Source organism: Spirochaeta thermophila DSM 6578 (genome assembly GCF_000184345.1).
Lineage (GTDB): Bacteria > Spirochaetota > Spirochaetia > Winmispirales > Winmispiraceae > Winmispira > Winmispira thermophila.
Genome location: NC_017583.1, coordinates 1161143 through 1180438, shown reverse-complemented (window position 1 = coordinate 1180438; position 19296 = coordinate 1161143). Strand labels below are relative to the sequence as shown.

Annotated in this window: 20 protein-coding genes; 4 read left to right on the top strand and 16 right to left on the bottom strand. The window is 59.5% G+C overall.

Translation table 11 applies throughout. From position 1 onward, the window contains the following. Positions 1–109: 109 nt before the first annotated feature. From argS to SPITH_RS05290, 9 genes are all read right to left on the bottom strand, one after another. Positions 110–1873, bottom strand: a complete 1764-nt coding sequence (argS, locus tag SPITH_RS05330) for an arginine--tRNA ligase (protein WP_014624676.1) — start codon at positions 1871–1873, stop codon at positions 110–112. Positions 1874–1937: 64 nt separating this feature from the next. Further along, the gene (locus tag SPITH_RS05325; protein ID WP_281047845.1) at positions 1938–2669 is read right to left on the bottom strand and encodes a purine nucleoside phosphorylase YfiH/LACC1 family protein; all 732 of its coding nucleotides are present in this window, start codon (positions 2667–2669) and stop codon (positions 1938–1940) included. A gap of 6 nt (positions 2670–2675) precedes the next feature. Continuing rightward, positions 2676–2975, bottom strand: coding sequence for a Dabb family protein (locus SPITH_RS05320; protein WP_014624674.1), 300 nt, complete (start codon positions 2973–2975; stop codon positions 2676–2678). A 61-nt stretch (positions 2976–3036) separates the two neighbouring features. After that, positions 3037–4053, bottom strand: a complete 1017-nt coding sequence (locus SPITH_RS05315; RefSeq protein WP_014624673.1) for a LacI family DNA-binding transcriptional regulator — start codon at positions 4051–4053, stop codon at positions 3037–3039. Continuing rightward, on the bottom strand, positions 4053–6314 hold the full coding sequence (locus SPITH_RS05310; protein ID WP_014624672.1) for a glycoside hydrolase family 31 protein: 2262 nt from the start codon (positions 6312–6314) through the stop codon (positions 4053–4055). Before SPITH_RS05310 ends, SPITH_RS05315 begins: the two co-directional genes overlap by 1 nt. A 59-nt stretch (positions 6315–6373) precedes the next feature. Then, positions 6374–7237, bottom strand: a complete 864-nt coding sequence (locus SPITH_RS05305) for a sugar ABC transporter permease (RefSeq protein WP_245523464.1) — start codon at positions 7235–7237, stop codon at positions 6374–6376. A 5-nt stretch (positions 7238–7242) separates the two neighbouring features. Then, positions 7243–8250 carry a carbohydrate ABC transporter permease gene (locus SPITH_RS05300; protein ID WP_014624670.1) on the bottom strand — a complete coding sequence of 336 codons (1008 nt, stop codon included), beginning with the start codon at positions 8248–8250 and terminating at the stop codon, positions 7243–7245. Positions 8251–8326: 76 nt separating this feature from the next. Then, a complete protein-coding gene (locus SPITH_RS05295) occupies positions 8327–9553 on the bottom strand; it encodes an extracellular solute-binding protein (RefSeq protein ID WP_014624669.1) in 1227 nt (408 codons plus the stop codon). 102 nt (positions 9554–9655) lie between these two features. Further along, positions 9656–10894, bottom strand: coding sequence for a DUF763 domain-containing protein (locus SPITH_RS05290; protein ID WP_014624668.1), 1239 nt, complete (start codon positions 10892–10894; stop codon positions 9656–9658). A 49-nt stretch (positions 10895–10943) separates the two neighbouring features. Here SPITH_RS05290 and SPITH_RS05285 point away from each other — a divergent pair, with 49 nt between their 5' ends. After that, positions 10944–11480 (top strand): 8-oxo-dGTP diphosphatase, encoded by a 537-nt coding sequence (locus SPITH_RS05285; protein ID WP_014624667.1) that lies wholly within the window; start codon positions 10944–10946, stop codon positions 11478–11480. Here SPITH_RS05285 and SPITH_RS05280 read toward each other — a convergent pair. From SPITH_RS05280 to SPITH_RS05250, 7 genes are all read right to left on the bottom strand, one after another. Beyond that, a complete protein-coding gene (locus tag SPITH_RS05280; RefSeq protein WP_014624666.1) occupies positions 11441–11989 on the bottom strand; it encodes a cob(I)yrinic acid a,c-diamide adenosyltransferase in 549 nt (182 codons plus the stop codon). The genes SPITH_RS05285 and SPITH_RS05280 overlap by 40 nt on opposite strands. Positions 11990–11998: 9 nt before the next feature. Then, positions 11999–13015: a sigma-70 family RNA polymerase sigma factor gene (locus SPITH_RS05275; protein ID WP_014624665.1), complete on the bottom strand. Its 1017-nt coding sequence runs from the start codon at positions 13013–13015 to the stop codon at positions 11999–12001. Between the two features lie 61 nt (positions 13016–13076). Beyond that, positions 13077–13874 (bottom strand): M23 family metallopeptidase, encoded by a 798-nt coding sequence (locus SPITH_RS05270; protein ID WP_014624664.1) that lies wholly within the window; start codon positions 13872–13874, stop codon positions 13077–13079. A 43-nt stretch (positions 13875–13917) separates the two neighbouring features. Beyond that, a complete protein-coding gene (locus SPITH_RS05265; protein ID WP_014624663.1) occupies positions 13918–15114 on the bottom strand; it encodes an ABC transporter permease in 1197 nt (398 codons plus the stop codon). Further along, positions 15111–15791, bottom strand: a complete 681-nt coding sequence (locus SPITH_RS05260) for an ABC transporter ATP-binding protein (protein ID WP_014624662.1) — start codon at positions 15789–15791, stop codon at positions 15111–15113. The genes SPITH_RS05265 and SPITH_RS05260 overlap by 4 nt, the downstream gene beginning before the upstream one ends. Positions 15792–15795: 4 nt before the next feature. Next, positions 15796–16770 carry an RND family efflux transporter gene (locus SPITH_RS05255; protein ID WP_245523463.1) on the bottom strand — a complete coding sequence of 325 codons (975 nt, stop codon included), beginning with the start codon at positions 16768–16770 and terminating at the stop codon, positions 15796–15798. A gap of 130 nt (positions 16771–16900) precedes the next feature. After that, positions 16901–18013 carry a TolC family protein gene (locus tag SPITH_RS05250; protein ID WP_245523462.1) on the bottom strand — a complete coding sequence of 371 codons (1113 nt, stop codon included), beginning with the start codon at positions 18011–18013 and terminating at the stop codon, positions 16901–16903. 27 nt (positions 18014–18040) lie between these two features. Between SPITH_RS05250 and SPITH_RS12410 the strand changes: the two genes are divergently transcribed. From SPITH_RS12410 to SPITH_RS05240, 3 genes are all read left to right on the top strand, one after another. Next, entirely contained in the window at positions 18041–18364 is a 324-nt protein-coding gene (locus tag SPITH_RS12410; RefSeq protein ID WP_245523461.1) for a hypothetical protein, read from the top strand. A gap of 63 nt (positions 18365–18427) precedes the next feature. Further along, a complete protein-coding gene (locus tag SPITH_RS05245; RefSeq protein ID WP_014624659.1) occupies positions 18428–19009 on the top strand; it encodes an RNA polymerase sigma factor in 582 nt (193 codons plus the stop codon). Beyond that, positions 18996–19289: a hypothetical protein gene (locus SPITH_RS05240; RefSeq protein ID WP_014624658.1), complete on the top strand. Its 294-nt coding sequence runs from the start codon at positions 18996–18998 to the stop codon at positions 19287–19289. Before SPITH_RS05245 ends, SPITH_RS05240 begins: the two co-directional genes overlap by 14 nt. Positions 19290–19296 lie beyond the last annotated feature (7 nt).

The following is a 19296-nucleotide window of genomic DNA, read 5'->3' as shown; positions in this document are numbered from 1 at the left end:
GGGGTGGGAGGGACTACCGAGATACCGATTCACGCCTCCACCCCTCTCACCCTCATGATCCACCAAAATGTAGGTTTTCGAGAGAAATTTTCTACATTTTTGTAGATTCTTACATCTTCTCGAGGAACGGGATGTTCACCAGTCTGAATCCGTTCTCCAACACTTGTCGGATCCCTCGGGCGAGCGCGAGCCTTGCCCGGGCGGTATCTTTATTCGGATGGGTGATGATGGGGTTGTCGTGGTAGAAGCTGCTGAAGGTCTTTCCCAACTCGTAGAGGAAGCCTATGACCAGAGACGGGTTGTACTCCCTGGCAGCCGATTCCACGACCTCGGGGAACTGGGAGAGGAGCACGATGAGCTCCCATGAGGCATCGTCGACAAGCTCGGCCGTCGGCACCTCCTCCACCGGCACCCCGAGGGAAGGATCGGCCTTCCGCTCCATACTACAGATGCGGGCGCCCATATACTGCAGATAGGGTCCGGTGTTGCCGGTGAGGGAGAGCGACTCCTTGGGGTTGAAGATCATGTCCTTGTTGGGCGAGACCTGGAGGAGGAAGTAGTGAAGGGCGCCCAGGGCGATGGCCTCCGCCGTACGATCGATGTCCTCCACCTCGTCCACACGCCCCTTCTCCCTGATCTCCTCGCGGGCCATCTCCACGAGCCGATCGAGGAGGTCGTCCGCATCCACCACCGTCCCCTCACGGGACTTCATCTTCCCTTCGGGGAGATTCACCATCCCGTACGAGAGATGGTAGAGGTTCTTCGCCCAGGAGAAACCGAGCTTTTCGAGGACGTAGAAGAGCACCCTGAAGTGATAGTTCTGTTCGGAGGCCACCACATAGATGAGGAGATCGAAGGCCCAGTCCTGGTACCGGGCCACCGCGGTTCCCAGGTCCTGGGTGAGGTAGAGGGATGTCCCGTCGCTCCGAAGCAGCACCTTCTTGTCCAGACCGATCTCCGAGAGATCCACCCAGACCGAGCCGTCCTCCTCCTGGTAGAAGACCCCATCCTCGAGTCCCTTCAACACCAGGTCTCTGCCGAGCAGATAGGTGTCACTCTCATAGTAGATCTTGTCGAACGAGATCCCGGTGCGACGGTAGGTCTGTTCTATGCCTTCGATCGCCCAGCGGTTCATCTTCTCCCAGAGGGCCCGCACCTCGGCATCCCCATCCTCCCAGGCTCTGAGCATCCTTCGCGCCTGTTCCTCGGCCGTGGAGTCCGTCTTCGCCCACTCGTTGAACTTCACATAGAAGTCGCCTACGAAATGATCCGGCTTCTTCCCCACCTCCTCGGGTGTCTTCCCCTCGCCGAACTTCTTGTAGGCGAGCATGGACTTGCAGATGTGGATCCCCCTGTCGTTGATGAGATTGACCTTGAGGACATCCGCACCCTGGGAGGCGAGGATGCGGGAGACACTCTCTCCCAGGATGTTGTTACGCATGTGCCCCAGATGGAGGGGCTTGTTGGTGTTCGGGCAGGAGAATTCCACCATGATCCGCTTGTCCTGGTGAAGGGTTCCGGCTCCGTACCCGGGTCCGGCATGTGCGATATCGGAGAGCACCGAAAGGGCGAACGCCTCTCTGTCGAGGAAGAGATTCACATATCCCCCCGCTCCCTCAATCTTCCTCACAGCTCCCTCTGGAAGAAGTCGCGCCACGACCTCCTCCGCGATCTTCTGGGGTGCGGTCCTGAAGACCTTCGCGAACCCGAAGAGGGGAAAGGCGACATCGCCGAACTGCGACGAAGGAGGACGCTGGGCCACGAGGCCGACCTCGTCGAGGAGGAGGCCCTTCTCCCGGGCCAGATCGAGGAGCACGGTTCGGATCCGTTCGGTCCACTCTCGTTTCAACTTCGTCAGAGCCCATTCTCTCATCGTACGTCTTCCTCTCCTTACCTGAACGTAATGGGAAACGTCGATCACCCGATGCGTGAGCCATCTAAAGGTGCGCGATTTTTCCGATTATGGCAAGCATGTGCGTAAAGTGCGTTCCCTCCCGCCTGAACGAACCGAAGCGCGTATCACAGGCGGTACATGCATCCACGACGAACACCCTCGCCCCCGCCTCCCTGCAGAGCCTCCGGTTCACCGCAGCCAGGTCCAGATAAGGCCCCTCCTCCCTCCACACCACCGCCCCCTCGCCCCACGCCCGTTCGAACCACCTCGCCCGCTCCTCATCCACCCGGTAGCAGCACGCCCGTATGGACGGCCCCACCACCGCCACCACCCCCTCACCCCCCAACCGCCGCACCAGCTCCCCCGCGATCCCCGTCCCCCGCCACCCCGAGTGCGCCACCCCCCACACCCCCCCATCCATCCGCCACGCCCACACCGGCACGCAATCCGCCACCGTGACTCCGCACACCACCTCCTGCGCCACGAGCCCGTCCGCCTCCACCCCCGCCTCCCCTGCATCCACCACCCGCCGTCCGTGCACCTGCCGCACACACCGCACCTTCCCCACCCCCACCTCCCTGCACCACACCTCCCTCGCCGGCGTCCCCTCAATCCCCGTCCCCATATCCCCCGCCGCAGCCAACGAGATCGCCGCCCTCACCCCACCCACCGGCTCCCCTGCACCATCCTCCACCCACACCCACATCACCCGCTCCCCGGTCTTCACCACGAGCCGCATCGCTCCCCCCCTGGCATCACCCTGCCCACGCCCCATGGCGCCTCACGCCCTCACCTCGTAGTCCACCACGCACCGCCCGGTGAGCCGTTCACCGAGGAAGGCCTTCACCTCCTGGTGGTAGGGGTGCACCTGGTAAGCATCCAGACCCTCCCAATCCGCGTGTCTCGTCACGAGCACCACATCGTACGCATCCGGATCCGGCCTCCCCTGGACCCCCACCTCCACGTCCAGAACCTGTGGGATCCGTCCCTGCATGGAGAGGAGCCGCTCCCGCACCTCCCGGAGCACCTCCTCCCGACGCGAGGCATCGGCCAGCCTCCACATCACGACATGGACCACCATACACACCTCCGCGAACACATACCCTGTGGGTGTACACCGAACCTCCCCGCCCCATCAACCCCTACGGACGAGTCGTCTCCCGGGGGATGATGTGCGTATCCACCACGAAGTGAGGGGGCACGTTCTCCTCCTCGTCGAGGTGGGCGATGAGGAGACGCGCGGCGTGATACCCCAGATCATAGGGATGGATATCCACCGTGGTGAGAGACGGCCGATGGAACTGCCCCTGTACCGTGTTGTTGAACCCCGTCACTCCGATATGGCGGGTGATCCCCAGCTCCTCGATCGCCCTCACCACCCCGATCGCAAGCAGATCGTCCGTGGTGAGAATCCCATCCACGGTGCGGTCCCTCGAGAGAAGTTCACTCGCACACCGATACCCCTCCTCCTCGGAAAACCCCTTTGCATAGAGCACCCTCCCCTCCCTGAGAGGAAGCCCCCTTATCCTGAGCGCCTGTTCGAACCCTGCACACCTATCCTGCGTCACCATCAGTTCGGCAGGCCCCCCAAGGAAGGCCAGCTCGGCGTATCCCTTGTCCACCATCCAGTTCACCAGCCGATACATCGCCTGGAAGTTGTCGTTGTCCACCCAGAGCACGCCCTTGAGCCCCTCAGGGTGCCCTATCACCACGAACGGGATCTGCTGTTGCTTCATGAACGCGAGACAGGCATCGTTCCTCCGCACCGTGAGGGCAACCACCCCATCGATCCTCCGTGACCGATAGAGCTCCTCGATGAAGGAGATCTCCTCCTCCTCGTTGTTCGAGAAGGCGTAGAGGATGAAGTACCCCCGCGACTGGGCGTGGATGCTCAATCCCCGCAAGGCGTGGATGAAAAAGGGATTGAGAAAGAGGTCATCCTCCCCGTTGGGAAGGATGACCCCGAGCGTCATGGTCCGCTTGTGCACCAGGGCCCGGGCCGCCGCATTCGGGTAGTAGCCCAGCTCCTCCATGGCCCGGAAGATCCGCTCCTTGGTCTCGGGCTTGAGCTTCGCGGTCGAATAGATGGCCCGGGACACGGTGGAAGGAGACACCCCGGCTCTCGAGGCCACATCCTTGATCGTCACCTTCTTCCTCATCAGCCTTCATCCAGATCGATCTCGGTACGTCCCCCCCTCACGGGAACCGACAGACTCCTCCACGCTCCCCCGGGGAGAGGAAGGAGGACCCGAACCTCTTCGAACCGCGTCCCGGCCTCCCAGTGTATGATAAGCCGGTTCCGGTCCCTTGTAAATCTGTGCACCAGAGCAGGAGCGGGCGTCTCCCCATCGTCCTCGTGGAAGACCCCCTCGGCCTCGCCATCGGGCCACACCTCGAGAGAGAGAACCCTCACCTCCCTCTCCCCGGTATGAGCCATGGCCGACGGATACACCGGGATGACCGCCCCTGCACGGACGAACACCGGGATGTTGTCGATCGGGGTCTCCACGATCGAATACCCCGACGCCCACCTCTCGTGGGTGTGGTAGTGGAACCACTCACCCGGCGGGAGGTAGACCATTCTCCGCCGCATCCCCCGCTCGAGCGCAGGTGCCACCACCAGGTCCCCCCCCAGGAAGAACTCGTCGTTCCTGAGTGCATCCGGGCTCCTGTCGTACCAGAAGAGAGGACGCCACACCGGCGCACCGGTAGCCGCCATCTCGTGGAAGCGCTCATACACATAGGGGAGGAGGCGGTACCTCAGACGTATGGCCTCCCTGCAGAGATCCGTGACCGAACCATCAAAGGCGAACGGCTCCTGCGGCACGAACCCCTTGGCGTTGTGCCCCCTGAAGAAGGGGTAGAAGGCCCCGAGCTGGTACCACCGTACCAGGAGCTCAGGCGTCACATTCTCACCGAACCCTCCCACATCCGCACCCACGAACCCCACCCCGGAGAGCCCCATGTTGAGGATCTGCGGGATCGACATGCGCAGATGCTCCCAGGTGGAACGGTTATCACCCGTCCAGACCGCCGCATACCGCTGGATCCCCGCAAACCCCGCCCTCGTCAGCAGAAAGGGCCTCCTTCCCGGACGGAACCGCTCAAAGGCCTCTCTCGTCGCCATCGCCTCCAGCAGGGCGTAGAGGTTGTGCATCCTGTCCTGTCCCGACCACCGCCCCTCGTCGTACATCCGCACCTCCTCCGGAACCGTCTTGCTCTCGAAGACATGATCCGAGAGCAGGGCCGGCTCGTTCATGTCGTTCCAGATCCCCTCCACTCCGGCCTCGAAGTAGACCCTGTGGAGCCCGGCCCACCAGGACCGCACCTCCTCCCTCGAGAAGTCGGGAAACTTCACCAGACCGGGCCACACCCTCCCTTCGAACTCCGACCCGTCGGGCCTGCGCAGGAAGAACCCCCTCTCGCTTCCCTCGTCCACCGCCGGATACACACCCGGGGAATCGGCCTTGAGCCCCGGATCCACGATCACCACCGGCCTGAACCCCAGTTCCTTCACGGCCCTGAAGTGTTCCGCCGGATTCGGGAAGCGTCCCCTGTCGAAGGTGAAGACACGGTACCCATCCATGTAGTCGATATCGTACCACAACCCGTCACAGGGGATGTCGAGCTCCCGGAACCGCCTCGCCACTCCGAGTGCCTCCTCCTCCGACATGTAGCTGTACTTGCACTGCTGATACCCGAGGCTCCACAGGGGAGGAACTTCGTGCCTCCCCGTCAGCCCGGTATAGAGGGAGAGCACCTCGTGAGGGGCATCCCCGGACATCACGTACACCGTGAGGTCGTCACGGAAGAGGCGCACCGTGAGTCTCTCGGGATCGGCGTTCCCCACATCGAAGAGCGACCTGTAGGGCGAATCGAGGAAATACCCCCACCACGGGCCGCCCCCCAGCCGCCCTCCCAGCATGAACGGGATGCTGCAGTACATGGGCCGGGATGCCTCGGTATGGGGGAAGTTCGCATCCGTGTTCCAGTTCTCTATCACATAGCCCCGCCGGGAGAGGGGCGTCATCTGTTCACCCAGCCCGAACACCTCGTCCTCCGGCCCGAGTCGGTGCCGATCCTCCATCCACTCCACGTCCCGGAAGACCCCCTCCGACTCCCAGAGGAAGACCTCGCTCCGATACCATGAAGCCGCACCACCATCCTTCACCACCACCCGGAGCATGCCGTCCCCCACCTCCACTCCTCCCTCGAGCTCACGCACCTCGAGCTCCACGGGCCGCGCACTCCCCACCACCGAAAGGCTCCGGTACTCCCGGAGCGGACACGACCTCCCGAACCGTACCCTGAAGATTCCTTTCGCATGCGACGAAATTTCCATGACACCCCGTTCGAATTCGAACCTGACGGTGGAGCCGTCCACCACGACCCACGATTCACACCTTCCTGCAGACACCATACTCTCTCCTTTCCGAACACTCGATGTCACATCCGTAGACCGCTACGACAGACCCCAGGCTAGTCCCCCTTCACCGAACCCAGGGTGAGACCCGAGATCAGATATCTCGAAGTATAGAGGAAAAGCGCTACCACTGGAATCGCCACCATGATGGAAGCCGCGGCGAACATCCCCCACGAGGTCCTGAACTGCCCCTGCAACTGCTGGAGCCCGAGCGGCCAGGTGAAGAGGAAATCCTTCTGGAGCATGATCCTCGCGAGAAGGAAGTCCTTCCACGCGCTCATGAAATTGAAGAGAAAGGCGATGGACAGCCCGGGAAGCGAGAGCGGCAGTATGATCCTGTAGAAGGTCTGCATCCTGGTGGCTCCATCTATCATCGCAGCCTCCTCCAGGGAGGCGGAGATGGAGTCGTAGTAGCCCTTGAGTATCCACACGCTGAACGGAATGGACCCCACCGAGTAGGCCAGGACGAGCCCCCTGTAGGTGTTGAGGAACCCGAGCCGTGCCGCAAGGATGTAGAGAGGGATCATCATCATGCTCGCCGGAATCATCTGGGTGGCGAGGAGGAAGACCAGGCCCGTCTTCTTGCCGGGGAAGTTCCAGCGGGAGAACCCGTAGGCTGCGGTGGAAGCGAGCATGAGCCCGATGAAGGCCGTGGTCACGCTCACCACCAGGCTGTTCCACAGCCACAGGAAGAAGTCCTTCTTGAAGAGCACATTGTAGTAGTTCTCGAGCGTCGCCCCCTCGGGGACGATCCTGAGCGAGGTGGAAAGCAGTCTGTCACCCGGTCGCAGAGACACGGAGACGATCCGCAAGATGGGGAAGAGGGCGATCACACAGGCTACTATGAGCACCGCATGGGTGAACACCCTGAACCACAGAGGATCCCCACCTATGGTAATACGCTTCATGGATCTCTTCATCACATTCATTCCTTCACCCCCTTCAAGCCGCCGGTTATTCTTATGTACCAGAGAGAGAAGAAGAGCAAGATGAGGAACACCACAAAGGCGAAGGCCGCGGCGAATCCGTACTGGTTGTATTCGAACGCAGCTCTGAAGAGCGCGGTCACCAGGAGGTCGGACGATTCCAGCTCGTTCTGATTGATGAAATAGGGGACGTTGAAGTTGTTGAAGGTCCATATCACGCCGAGGATGACCGCCGGCGTGAGGATGGGCTTGAGAAGGGGAAGGGTCACGTACCACAGCTTCTGGGCGCTCGTTGCGCCGTCGATCTGGGCAGCCTCGTAGTATTCCTTGGAGATACTCTGGAGACCTCCGAGCGAAATCACCATCATGAAGGGAACACCGAGCCAGATGTTCGTGATGTTCATGGCGACGAAATTCCAGAGCGGATCCGACTTCCAGGGGATGGGATCCGCACCCAGACGTGTGAGAATGATGTTGAACACCCCGTACTCGTAGTGGAACTCCCCCCGCCACGCCAGTCCTGAGATGATGTCCGGTATCGCCCACGGGAGGATGAGGAAGGCCTTGTAGATGTTCTTGAGGAACATGGGCCGGTTGAGGAGGATCGCAAGCCCCAACCCCAAGGTGACGTGGGCGCTCACCTGGATCACCGTCCACAGTACCGTTCTGAAAAAGATGGGGAAGAAGTACGTCTGCTTGAGTACCGGCCGGGTGAAGACCCGTACGAAATTGTCGATCCCTTCCTTTATCCCGAACGTGGGATGTTTGAACGTGCGAAGACTCATGTTGCTGAAGGCCAGGGCCAATTCGAACACCAGGGGATAGACCACCAACAGGATGAGTCCCACGATACCCGGAGCCAGGAGCATGTAGAGGAGCATGTTCTTCATCCTGAAGGCACGTCCCACCCCCCAGAGAAGCACCTCGAGGAGGAGCACGCCCCCCAGGATGAAGAAGATGGTCCCCCCCACCTGTCCCAGCGAGGTGGCTATGATGCCTGTTCTCATATCGCCTCCATTCGACCAAAAAGGGGGGAGGGTTCCTCCCCCCTTCCTCAGTGTATCACAGGCCTGGAGAAACTCCCTACCTGAGTGCCTCTATGCCTGCCTCCGCGGCCCCCTGCATGGCAGCAGCCGCCTCCTCGGGGGTCTTCTGATCCGCGAGTACCGCATTCATCTCCGGCTTCATCGCATCCCACACCGCCCTCATCTCGACCACGGAGGGCATGGGCGTGCCCACGGCCATCTGGTCGGCGGAGGCCTTGAGAATCTCATCGTTCTTGATGAGGGGATCGTCAAGCGCCGCCTTCAGGCCGGGCAGACGACTCAGCGTCTTCACCATCCGGATCTGGTTGTCATAGTTCGTGGCATACTTTATGAATTCCACCACTGCAGAGAGCTTCGCACCGGAGACTTCCTTGGGGATCATGAAGTACTTTCCACTCGTATAAGGCGCAGGCCAGAGCCCTGTGGCGCTCACCTTGGGGATCCGGGCCACACCGAGCTTCTCACCCATGGCATCCCTGTAGCCGCTCAGCGACCAGTCGCCGTTGATGATCATCGCGGCCTTCCCCTCCTTGAAGAGGGTATCCGCACCGTCGTAGTCGGACTCGGGCGGGAGTAGTCCGTGGGTGAACTTGAGCTCGTGGAGGAACTTCAAGGTCGCCACCATCTCCTTCGTATTGAGGGTCGGGGTCACCCCATCCGAAGCGAAGACCTTTCCACCGAAGCCTCCGAGCCAGGGAACGAGCCAGAACGGCTCGGTCTGGTTGAACACGAGAGGAATCACACCCTTTGCCTTGAGCTGAGAGCCAATCTTGATCAGCTCGTCGGTGGTCTTCGGTGGATTCGGCACGAGGTCCTTGTTGTAGAGGAGCATGAGGTGGTTGCCGCTCGAGATGGGCACTCCCCAGACATGACCTTTCATCTCCACCGAGGGGACATACTTCGAAAGATCCACCAGGTTCTCGACGGGCTGGATGAGATCGGCGACGACGAACGGACCGGCATGGTCGTTCACGGTCCACAGAAGATCGGGTGCAGCCCCGGCGAGACTCGCGGTCTGGAAGTCCTCACGAAGGGCCTCGGTGTCCTTGTTGAGCACCTCGATAGTCACACCCTCATGGGTTTCGGAGAACTCTTGAGCAAGCGTTTGCACAAATTGGAAAGCTCCTTCTGCTTCACCTTCCTGGGTCCAGAGGGTGATGAGCACTTCGCCTGCTTCTCCGGCGGCCTCACCCCCACCTTGTGCCATCAGGAAGGGGGCGCCGACGAGAAGCAACATGAAGAGAGAGGCAACATGACGTCTCATAACGCGACCTCCTCATAAGGTTATACGCTCGCTATGCAAGCGTTTTCACGAAGAGTATACAACATCTTCCCATATCTTGCAAGTTTTTCTTTCACCTACCTGCTAGAACGGAAGCTCGAACTGAAGCGGGGAGGTGCTCGATTCCCCTCGAAGGTCTTTCCTTCCGCGGCCCTCCCCCACAGATCTGCCTCCATGGAGCGGGGCGTTCACTCGTTCGTACTCCATCGCGGCGCTCACATCCGCTTTCGGCTGGAAGGTCTCCTCCACCCAACGTGTGAACGCGTGTAGCTTCTGGAGCGAAGCACGCTTCTCCGAGCGATCCGCCTTCATTCTCCCCACCAGGATGTCGAGCTCTTCTATCACCCTGTCGTAGACCCCGGTGAGTACCGGGAACGGATGGCCGTCCTTTCCTCCGTGTGCGAACGAGAAGCGGGCCGGATCCGTAAAGCGCACCGGCGCACCATAGACCACTTCCGCCACCAGGGCGAGGGCCTGCAGCGTCCGGGGACCCATCCCCTTGAGGAGGAGGAACTCCGAGAACTCCCTGAGTGAGGCCTCATGGGCCACGGCGAGTACGGCCCCCAGCCGAACCGGGTCTACATCCAAAGGAGCGACCTGGTGACGGGATGGCATGCGCACGCAGTCCACGGCCCGGGCGAGCTCCCCGAGCTGGGTCTTCAGGGGTTGGGCCACGAAGTCGAGTATCCCCTCTCGGGCTGGGGCCGCCCCGGAGGCGGCAAGGTTGAGGATCCGGCCCCTGTGCGGCCCCACCACGGCCGTGTGGGGATCGGCGAAGAAGTCGCTCACCTTCTGGGAATACCAGTGGTAGCGCCTCGCCGTCCGTTCCTGGGGATTCATCCCCTGCTGGATCACCACCCACTTTCCCGAGCGGGTTACCACAAAGGCATGGAGGTAGAGCTGATACCCATCCTGCACACAGGTGTTGTCCACCTTGGCAACGAGACGAGATGTCTTCACGAGGACCTCGCCCTCGAGTCCGGTGCGTTCGGCGAAGGCGAGGAGCTGCTCGGGAGTCTCGCGGGAGAATCTCCCCCTCCCGCCGCACACCTCGATACCAAGTTCCGGACGCTCGTCGAGGGCCCGTTTGAGGGCGTAGAGCACGGAAGTGGTCACCCCGGAAGAGTGCCAATCCATACCGAGAAGCGCGCCGAACCCCTGGAACCAAAGAGGATCCGCCAGTCGAGAGAGGAATCCCTCCTCTCCGAACTCGAGGAGGATGAGTTCTGCAAGCGGACCGGCGAGACGCCTCATCCGCTCGGCGAGCCATGCAGGAACGCGTCCCGTGTGGAGAGGAAGGTCGGCACTCCCTGTCTTTCTCATACCGCTCTCATTGACGAAACCTCGATCTTTGCGAGATAGTATATCCCATATGTCCGAAACACACCACCTCTACGAGCATACTTCAGCGAAGGACGTTCAGTGGGAATCGCTCTCCTTCACCGAACGAGCGGTGCTCTGTTTTGTCTTCGAGGGCGAGCGGGTGCTCCTCATCCACAAGAAACGCGGTCTTGGAAAGGGGAAGATCAACGCCCCCGGAGGAAGGATTGAACCAGGGGAGACGGCCCTCGAGGCGGCAGTGAGAGAGACCCAGGAGGAGGTCGGGCTGATCCCGATCCAACCCCAGGAGTGCGCCCGTCTGCACTTCCTGTTCACCGACGGCTACTCCCTTCACGGCACGGTCTTCAGGGCCTTCTCCTATAAGGGTACACTCAGAGAGACAGAAGAAGCCACCCCGCTGTGGAGTCCTGTGTCCTCCATCCCCTACGATCGTATGTGGGAGGACGACAAACTCTGGATTCCCCATCTCCTGGAAGGCCGCTACGTGGAAGGATTCTTCATCTTCGACGGCGATACCATGCTCGACGCTCACGTGGTGACCGGAACGCTTCTCCCGCCGCCCAGATAGCGGGCGAGGACAAAGAGGTAGTCGGAAAGTCGGTTCAGGTATCGCTGTCCCTCCGCGAGATCGGTCATCCCCCGCTCACGGATATAGCGAACGAGCGAACGCTCGACCCGTCTGCAGACCGCCCGGGCGAGGTCGGCATAACCGGAGGCGAGGTTCTCGCCCGGAAGGACGAATCCTCTGAGGGGAGGGATCTTTCTCAGGAGATCCGCTTCCTCTTTCTCGAGTTCTTCCACATCGTCGGGAGAAACCGAGCGTCTGTGATCCCCTTTACCCACTGAAGCAACCTGAGCCCCCAACACGAAGAGCCTGCGTTGAATTTCCTCCAGGACATCTGAGAGCCGGAACTCGCTCCCCGCCAGCGATGCCTTCAATACGCCGAGCCAAGAGACCAGCTCGTCGAGATCGCCGAGCACTTCGAAGACCAGATCGTCTTTCGGCCTTCTTTCCCCAGATGCGAGGGAGGAGACTCCTTCGTCTCCCCCCCGAGTGGTGATCGTTGAAAATTCCATACCGGACCTTCAGGTATAATGACGAAAATCTCTGATGAATCCCATCTCCCTCAGCTTGGCCAGGGCCTTCTCCTGGATCTGCCTCACCCGTTCCCTCGTGATCCCGAGCAACTTCCCGGTCTCTTCCAGGGTGAGCGGTCCTTCACCGTTGAGCCCGAAACGAAGGGAGATGACGTTTCTCTCGCGCTCACTGAGATCGCTGAGCGCCTCGAGGAGGACGTCACGGAGGTACCGATGGAAGACCTTTTCGAAGGGGCCCTGATCCTCGTCGTCGGAAACGAGGTCCCCCAGTGTGGTCATGTTCTCTTCATCGACCGTGATATCCAGGGAGGCCGTTTCCTGTGAGACCTGCATGATTTCCGCCACCCGCCTGTCCGGAAGCCCGGTGTATCGGGAGAGCTCCTCTTCCGTGGGATCACGTCCCAGTTCCTGGGCAAGCTCCTTGGAGAGCATGAACACGTTCTTTATGGTGTTGAGCATGTGGATGGGAATGCGGATCACGCGGCTCTTGTCGGCGAGCGACTTCACGATGGCCTGCCGAATCCACCATGTACCGTAGGTGGAGAACCGGCATCCCTTGGTATAGTCGAACCGTTCCACGGCCTCGATGAGCCCTATGTTCCCTTCATCTATGAGATCGAGAAGGGAAAGGCCTCTGTGCTGGTATTTCTTCGCAATGGACACCACGAGACGCAGGTTGGCCGTTATCATTCTGTTCTTGAGTTCACGGAGGCGTTGATCGAGCCGTCGTTCCTCCTCGAAATGATGAGCCCGTTGCTCCTCGGGGAGCGAGGAGAGCTCCCGCAATCGGAGTTTTATCCTCTGTATTTCCCCCCCGATCCAGTGCTCTTCCTCCGGAGTGAGGAGAGGATACGAGGAGATCTGTTTGAGGTAGAGCGCGAGGGCATCCGCATCGGAGAGTTCATCCTCCCGTGCTGACACATCTCTCGTGCTTCTTCTCTTCGCTGGGTGGTTCACCTGCTGCTGTTCATGGGACATGGAATGGATGTGTTGTTTGTGTTCCATGGGCCTATCTCTAAGAATAATAGCCGGGTACGCTCGAGTCAAGGAAATGGAAGAAATTTCCTCATGAATTTGCACGAGGAGCCTTCTCGGGATCCACCGGTTGTCCGTCCCTGTAGACGAAGAAGAAGACCGACACCGGGTTTCCCAAGGGTGTCTTCCCTGCAGTTCCGAGATTCGTACCCTTCCCTACCATTTCCCCAGGGGATACCTGTACCTCCTCGAGTCCCCCATAGACGTAGATGTACCCCCGGAACTCCACCATCACCACTTTACCGAAACTCCCGTACGGTCCCACCCAGATGATTCGTCCTCCGGTCACCGAGATCACGGGATCCCCCATCGATGCCCTGATGCTCACCCCTCTCACCCTTCCTTCGAGCGGAGATCTCTCTCCCGGATGGGGCCACGTCCCTCCCGCCTCATACACGACAGGGGACGGGGCTTCACCCTCCGGCGTCTCTTGTTCTCGAGAATCTTCATTCCGGAGGACCGGTATCCCCTCCACAGGGAGGTAGAGGAAATCCCCCGCCTTGATCACGTTGGAAGTGAGACCGTTCACCTCCTTCAGGGTTTCGAGAGGCACATTCCACCGTCGTGAAAGGCTGTAGAGGGTATCCCCCTTTTGTACCCTGTAGACCCCCGGGAGGAGGAGTTCCTGTCCCGGCTTGAGATTCCTCTCGTCCACCGTTGGATTGCTCGAGAGGAGGACTTCCAGAGGAATATGAAACGTCCGGGAGATACCGAACAATGTATCCCCCGGACGGACCGCATACCGTGTGACCGGAACATCTTCCGCGGTCATCACCGCGACACACACCAGTATCCATGCTGTGACGCCGAGTGCTCTCTTCACATTCATGCGTTCTCTGTATCGGCACCACGGGGCTAAAATCTTACCACCCTCACTCGAACATGAGAGCCTGGACGGGATCGAGACGGGAGGCCCGATACGCGGGATAGAACCCGAAGAAGATGCCCACGAGTGCGGAGAAGACGAACGCGAAGAATACCGCAGGCACGTTGAGGACGAAGGACCACTTCATCAGGGAAGTGATGAGGAGCCCGAGCCCTATTCCGAGTCCCACCCCCGCTGTGCCGCCTACGGCACAGAGGGCCACCGCCTCCAGGAGAAACTGCCCTCTGATCATGAGAGGTGTGGCTCCCAGGGCCTTCCGAATACCTATCTCCCTCGTTCGTTCAGTCACCGAGACGAGCATGATATTCATGATCCCGATCCCGCCCACGATGAGAGAGATGGCGGCCACCCCGCCGAGGAGGAGGTTGAGGGTGCCGGTGGTCTCGGAGTATACCTCCGCGATGGTGGCGGGAGAGATCACCCGAAAGGCATCGGAATTGCCGGAAGCCTTCTGGGTGAGACGGTTCTCTATCCGATCCGCGAGTTCCACCACGTCCTCTCCCTCCTTCACCAGGAGGAGGTAGCTGCTCACGTTGTCCGTCCGCTCGAGTCTCGTGGTATAGGTCTGATACGGCACGAAGATACTCGTATCGAAGGACACTCCTACGGTATCCGATCGCGACTTCATCACCCCGATCACCCTGAATCGCTTCGCTTGACCACGAAAGATCCTGATGTACTTCCCGATGGGATCGGTATAGGGAAAGAGAGCCTCTGCGACCTCCGATCCCAGGACCACTACCTGTTTCCTCGCATCATCCTCCTCTTTGGAAAAGAAACGGCCTTCCTCCGCCTCGTAAGAGAACATGGAAGCGAACGAGGCAGGAACCCCCATCACCGTAGCGGAGGTGGAGGAATGTCCGTACGTGACGAGGAATTGACCACGCTGAAGGGCCACCCCCTGCTCGATGGTGGGGAATTCGGACGAAAGGTCGTCCACCAGATCCGGAACCGCAAGCCGGACCGCCTCCTTTTCCGAGAGCCGGGGGAATATGGAGATCACATGCAATCCCGCCCGGGCGATCTGTTCCTCCACACTCGCGGTGGCGCTTTTACCCAGAGAAGTGATCATGATGACCGACGCCACACCGATGATGATCCCCAACATGGAGAGGAACGTCCTCCCCTTGTTGTGCATCATGCTGAGAAACGCGAGTCGTATATTCTCCCAAAAAAAGGTCATACCTCCTCCTCTATGAGCCCGTCTCGTATACGTATCACGCGCTGGGCCTCTTGCGCCACCTCGGGATCATGTGTCACTATCACCAACGTACGCCCTTCCTCATGGAGCTCCCGGAAAAGATCGAGGATTTTCCTTCCGGTCTCCGTATCCAGGGCTCCGGTGGGTTCATCGGCGAGTATGATGAGAGGCTCGGTCACCAAGGCCCTGGCGATCGCCACCCGCTGACGTTCTCCTCCCGAGAGTTCCGTGGGTCGGTGGGAGAGGCGATGCGAGAGGCCGACTCTCTCGAGGGACCCTATCGCCCGTCTCCGCCGCTCCTTGGAGGGGACTCCTGCGTAGATGAGAGGAGTCTCCACGTTTTCCTCTATGGTGAGCCGGGGAAGGAGGTTGAACTGCTGGAAGACGAAACCGATCTTCCTGTTCCGGATCCTCGCAAGCTCCCGCTCAGAGAGCCTTGAGACATCTTCCTCCTCTATGAACACCTTCCCTCGTGTGGGGACATCCAAACAGCCGACGAGGTGCATGAGCGTGGACTTCCCCGATCCGGAAGGCCCCATGATCGCCACGTACTCTCCCTTCTCGACCCCGATACTCACCCCCCTCAGTGCGGGGACTACCACCTCGCCCATCCTGTACTCCTTCATCACTCCTTCGGCCCTAACCACAAAGCGTGCCATACACTCACCGCCCTCCCTCACGTCTAGGTGCACCTCCCGGAGGAGGGCCAGGTGCACCTCCCGGAGGAGGGCCCCCCACACCAGGCCCCACAAAAAACATGCGTGATCCACCTCCTGATGATCCCGAGGTCTCCGAAGATGAGAGGATGAGGACCTCGTCCCCTTCCTCAAGTCCGGAGAGCACTCGAACGCGATCCTCATCGAACTCTTCCACCTGGACTTCCTGGGGCATAGGCCTCGCGGTCCCCTCGGGGGATACCCTCATAACGATGGTCCTCCCCTCTCTCGTGATCACCGCGCGTTTATCGAGAAGCAGGAGTTCCTCCGCCTCCTTCACCACGATCTGGCCGGTGAACGAGAATCCGGGCTTCACCCCTTCCGGAGGATCCGGGATGAGAATGTCCACATCACACACCGCGATCCCCTGCGAGTCAACCGTCGCAGTCTCCGATATGTCTTCGACCCGACCTTCGACCTCGACATCAGGGAAAGCATCGAAGAGGATCCTCACCTTTTGACCTATATTCACCTTCCCAAGGTCGAGCTCATCCACCTGTACCGTTGCCCTGAGGAAATCCGTGCGGATGATTCGACCCAACGATTGAAGCTCATTGGAGACGAGTCTATCCCCTGGCTTCACCGCAAAATCCACGAGGAGTCCCGAGAGAGGAGCGATGAGTACACGTTCCTCAAGAGCCTTCTTCGCGAGCTTCACTCTCATCTCGAGGAGTTGTTCTTCCCGAGTGGAGATCGTCCCTTTCTTCTGATCAAGCTCGTACACTGCCTGCTGGTACTCATACTGCTCCTCATCGTCGTCCAGCCTGAGAATCACCTCTCCCTTCTCCACCATGTCTCCCTCTTCTACATAGACTTGCTTCACCTCTCCCCCGCTCGTCATGGTAAGGGTTTGTTCTTCTCCCGGCTCTACATTCCCCGAAACCTCCACCACCTCATCCTGGACGACCTTCTCCACTTTCACCCTCTGCGAGGTAACCTCAGCTGACTCTGTGCTCTCCTGTCTCAGAGAGAAAAGTACGATCACCCCTCCCAGTACTATGACGACCGATGACATGCTAATAATGAAGCCTCTTCTCGTCACGATATCCTCCTCACTCTTCAGATACGAAAGATGCATGTATACTGGAATCGAGAAGCAGGAGCTTCACGGAAAGGAGCTCCTCTTCGATGGTAATACGATCCATTGCTCTCTGCTTCTCCTTGAGCTCTTCCTGAGAGATGATTCCCTCCTCATACCGTGCGAGTGCCACTTGGTACTCCCTCTCAACGAGAGGCTTTTCATCTCGAATGTCTTCGAGGTTCATCAGGTACTCCTCAAGCTGGAGGCGCCAATCCTCAATCTGAGAAATGGCATCCCTCACCTCAAGTTCCTCCCTAAGGTGTGCAAGAGAAAGATCCAGCTCTTTGCTCACCCTTTCCCGGGAGGAATCACCAGGGGAGATGTTCCAGCTTACCGCTGTCTGAAGGGTGAGCGTTCTCTCCTCTGGAGTAAATCCCACCCGGGCAGAGAGGGCCCCACCTCCCCACGAGAAGGAGAAAAGCCCACCAAAGGAGAGCCGAGCCCCTTCCACGAATTCTGAAAGCGGTACATAGGAGAAACCTCCCACCTTCAACTCAGGGAGAGGGGAAACCTCATCCTGATATCCGATCTCTTCCAGTTCCCGTTCTCTTTCCGCCATGATCACACTGGAAAACCCACCATAGCCTTCAGGGATGGCTATGGTGATGTCAGCAGGAGCGGGAAGATCCGGAAGCTCTCGTACTCCTGTGAGACTTCGATACTCCTCGATATATCGCTCTTCTTTCATCTCCAGGAGCTTCAGAGCCCGCTCCGTGCTTCGCAGTTCCACTCTTGTTCTCTCCAGTTCCAGGGAATCCTCTGGATAGCCGAGGTCCTCGTACATGGACAGGGTCCTGAGGACATCGTCCTTCTGGGCCTCCAGATCCAGGCGATCACGCCTCACTTCGTAGATATTCCTCACGATCTCCAGGAGTTCACGGGTCACCTCATACCTCCTCTGGAGGAATGCCTGATAAGCATTCTCACGTTTGTACTTCACCTGGAGGGTCTGGACACGAGAAGTGGAGGGATACCCCGACAGCGGATGAAGAATCTCGAAAGAGACGAGGCCTTCCCTCTCTTCCGAGGAAAACGAGGTCTCTAACCCCATCCCGATCTCGGTACCGAGTGGATAGGGAAGCACCAGAGAGAGTGAAGGTGAGAGAACCGTGTGAGAGCCACCCTCGGAAACATCAAAGGACAAGATATTGCCCCCGCTGCCGCCGCCATGAATATCCAACGAAAGACCGGGTCGGAGGGAGGACTCTTCCAGTTCGGCCTGATCCAGTTGTATCCCGAGTATGCGATACGTCACATCCTCTTTGAGAGCCATACCAACCACTGCATCAAGGGACAACCTCTCCTCCGCCGCAAGATCCCACATCACAGGGAGAAGCATGCACATAAGAGCTGCACGATAAGAACTTCTCATTTCATACTCCCTCACATAGAACTCATAGTATTCGACCATGAGACTCAGCTCTGTATTCCATGAGCGAGTCCCACATGCTACGTTTGGAATATGATCGTGTATGAGATGGTCAAATAACTATGGAAGATGGTGGTGGAACAGGATCGCAGGCTCTCTCACGAGAGGGAAGGTGGAGCGGAAGGGCTCGTCGATGCCGCACGAAACGGAGATCATACGGCCTTCCGTAGACTGGTCGAGATGTACAAGGACAGGGTGGCCCGAACAATAGTGGGTATCCTCGGCCCGGTCCCCGAGGTGGAGGACATCGGGCAGGAGGTCTTCCTCCGCTTCTACAAGTCGCTTCCGAAATTCAGAGGGGAGGCGTCGGTGGGCACCTATCTCACCCGGATCACCATCAACCTCTGTCTCAACGAACGGAAACGACGTTTCCGGGCACCACTTCCCCTCGAAACGGCGAAGGAACCGGAGATGGATCCCCCGGACGAGCGAACCATCACCACCCTGGCTGTCCACGAAACACTGGCAGATCTCTCGGTAAAGCACAGGGTGATACTCACTCTCTTCTACCTCAACGAGCTTTCGGTGGAAGAAATCTCACGGTCCCTCGAGATCCCGGTGGGCACCGTGCTCTCGCGGCTCAGCAGGGCCCGGGATGCATTCGAGAAGGCATATACTCGTCGTATGGGAGAGACTCATGAAACGGCGTGACGATCCGATCAAGGAACTCCTCGAACCTCTGAAGAGCTACACATTCAGCCCTTCGTTCGTCGACAAGGTCATGGAGCGTGTCATCTCGGGGCGGTCCGAGGCCCACGTGTGGGCCTATCTGCTCGCATGGAGGAAACCGCTCCTCGCGGGCCTCGCCGGATCCCTCGTGGCTTGCCTCTTTCTCTTCGCCTTCTCCGTGTTCCCGCCCCGCCAAGAGATCGACATCACCCAGATGGCCTCACATCAGGTGGTCATCTCCATGCTTGAGGACCTGTTCTAGGAGAAAG

Excerpts from the sequence above, each read along its gene's own strand:
- argS (WP_014624676.1), bottom strand. The coding sequence starts at position 1,873 with ATGAGAGAATGGGCTCTGACGAAGTTGAAACGAGAGTGGACCGAACGG.
- SPITH_RS05325 (WP_281047845.1), bottom strand. The coding sequence starts at position 2,669 with ATGGGGCGTGGGCAGGGTGATGCCAGGGGGGGAGCGATGCGGCTCGTG.
- SPITH_RS05320 (WP_014624674.1), bottom strand. The coding sequence starts at position 2,975 with ATGGTGGTCCATGTCGTGATGTGGAGGCTGGCCGATGCCTCGCGTCGG.
- SPITH_RS05315 (WP_014624673.1), bottom strand. The coding sequence starts at position 4,053 with ATGAGGAAGAAGGTGACGATCAAGGATGTGGCCTCGAGAGCCGGGGTG.
- SPITH_RS05310 (WP_014624672.1), bottom strand. The coding sequence starts at position 6,314 with ATGGTGTCTGCAGGAAGGTGTGAATCGTGGGTCGTGGTGGACGGCTCC.
- SPITH_RS05305 (WP_245523464.1), bottom strand. The coding sequence starts at position 7,237 with ATGAAGAGATCCATGAAGCGTATTACCATAGGTGGGGATCCTCTGTGG.
- SPITH_RS05300 (WP_014624670.1), bottom strand. The coding sequence starts at position 8,250 with ATGAGAACAGGCATCATAGCCACCTCGCTGGGACAGGTGGGGGGGACC.
- SPITH_RS05295 (WP_014624669.1), bottom strand. The coding sequence starts at position 9,553 with ATGAGACGTCATGTTGCCTCTCTCTTCATGTTGCTTCTCGTCGGCGCC.
- SPITH_RS05290 (WP_014624668.1), bottom strand. The coding sequence starts at position 10,894 with ATGAGAAAGACAGGGAGTGCCGACCTTCCTCTCCACACGGGACGCGTT.
- SPITH_RS05285 (WP_014624667.1), top strand. The coding sequence starts at position 10,944 with ATGTCCGAAACACACCACCTCTACGAGCATACTTCAGCGAAGGACGTT.
- SPITH_RS05280 (WP_014624666.1), bottom strand. The coding sequence starts at position 11,989 with ATGGAATTTTCAACGATCACCACTCGGGGGGGAGACGAAGGAGTCTCC.
- SPITH_RS05275 (WP_014624665.1), bottom strand. The coding sequence starts at position 13,015 with ATGGAACACAAACAACACATCCATTCCATGTCCCATGAACAGCAGCAG.
- SPITH_RS05270 (WP_014624664.1), bottom strand. The coding sequence starts at position 13,874 with ATGAATGTGAAGAGAGCACTCGGCGTCACAGCATGGATACTGGTGTGT.
- SPITH_RS05265 (WP_014624663.1), bottom strand. The coding sequence starts at position 15,114 with ATGACCTTTTTTTGGGAGAATATACGACTCGCGTTTCTCAGCATGATG.
- SPITH_RS05260 (WP_014624662.1), bottom strand. The coding sequence starts at position 15,791 with ATGGCACGCTTTGTGGTTAGGGCCGAAGGAGTGATGAAGGAGTACAGG.
- SPITH_RS05245 (WP_014624659.1), top strand. The coding sequence starts at position 18,428 with ATGGTGGTGGAACAGGATCGCAGGCTCTCTCACGAGAGGGAAGGTGGA.
- SPITH_RS05240 (WP_014624658.1), top strand. The coding sequence starts at position 18,996 with ATGAAACGGCGTGACGATCCGATCAAGGAACTCCTCGAACCTCTGAAG.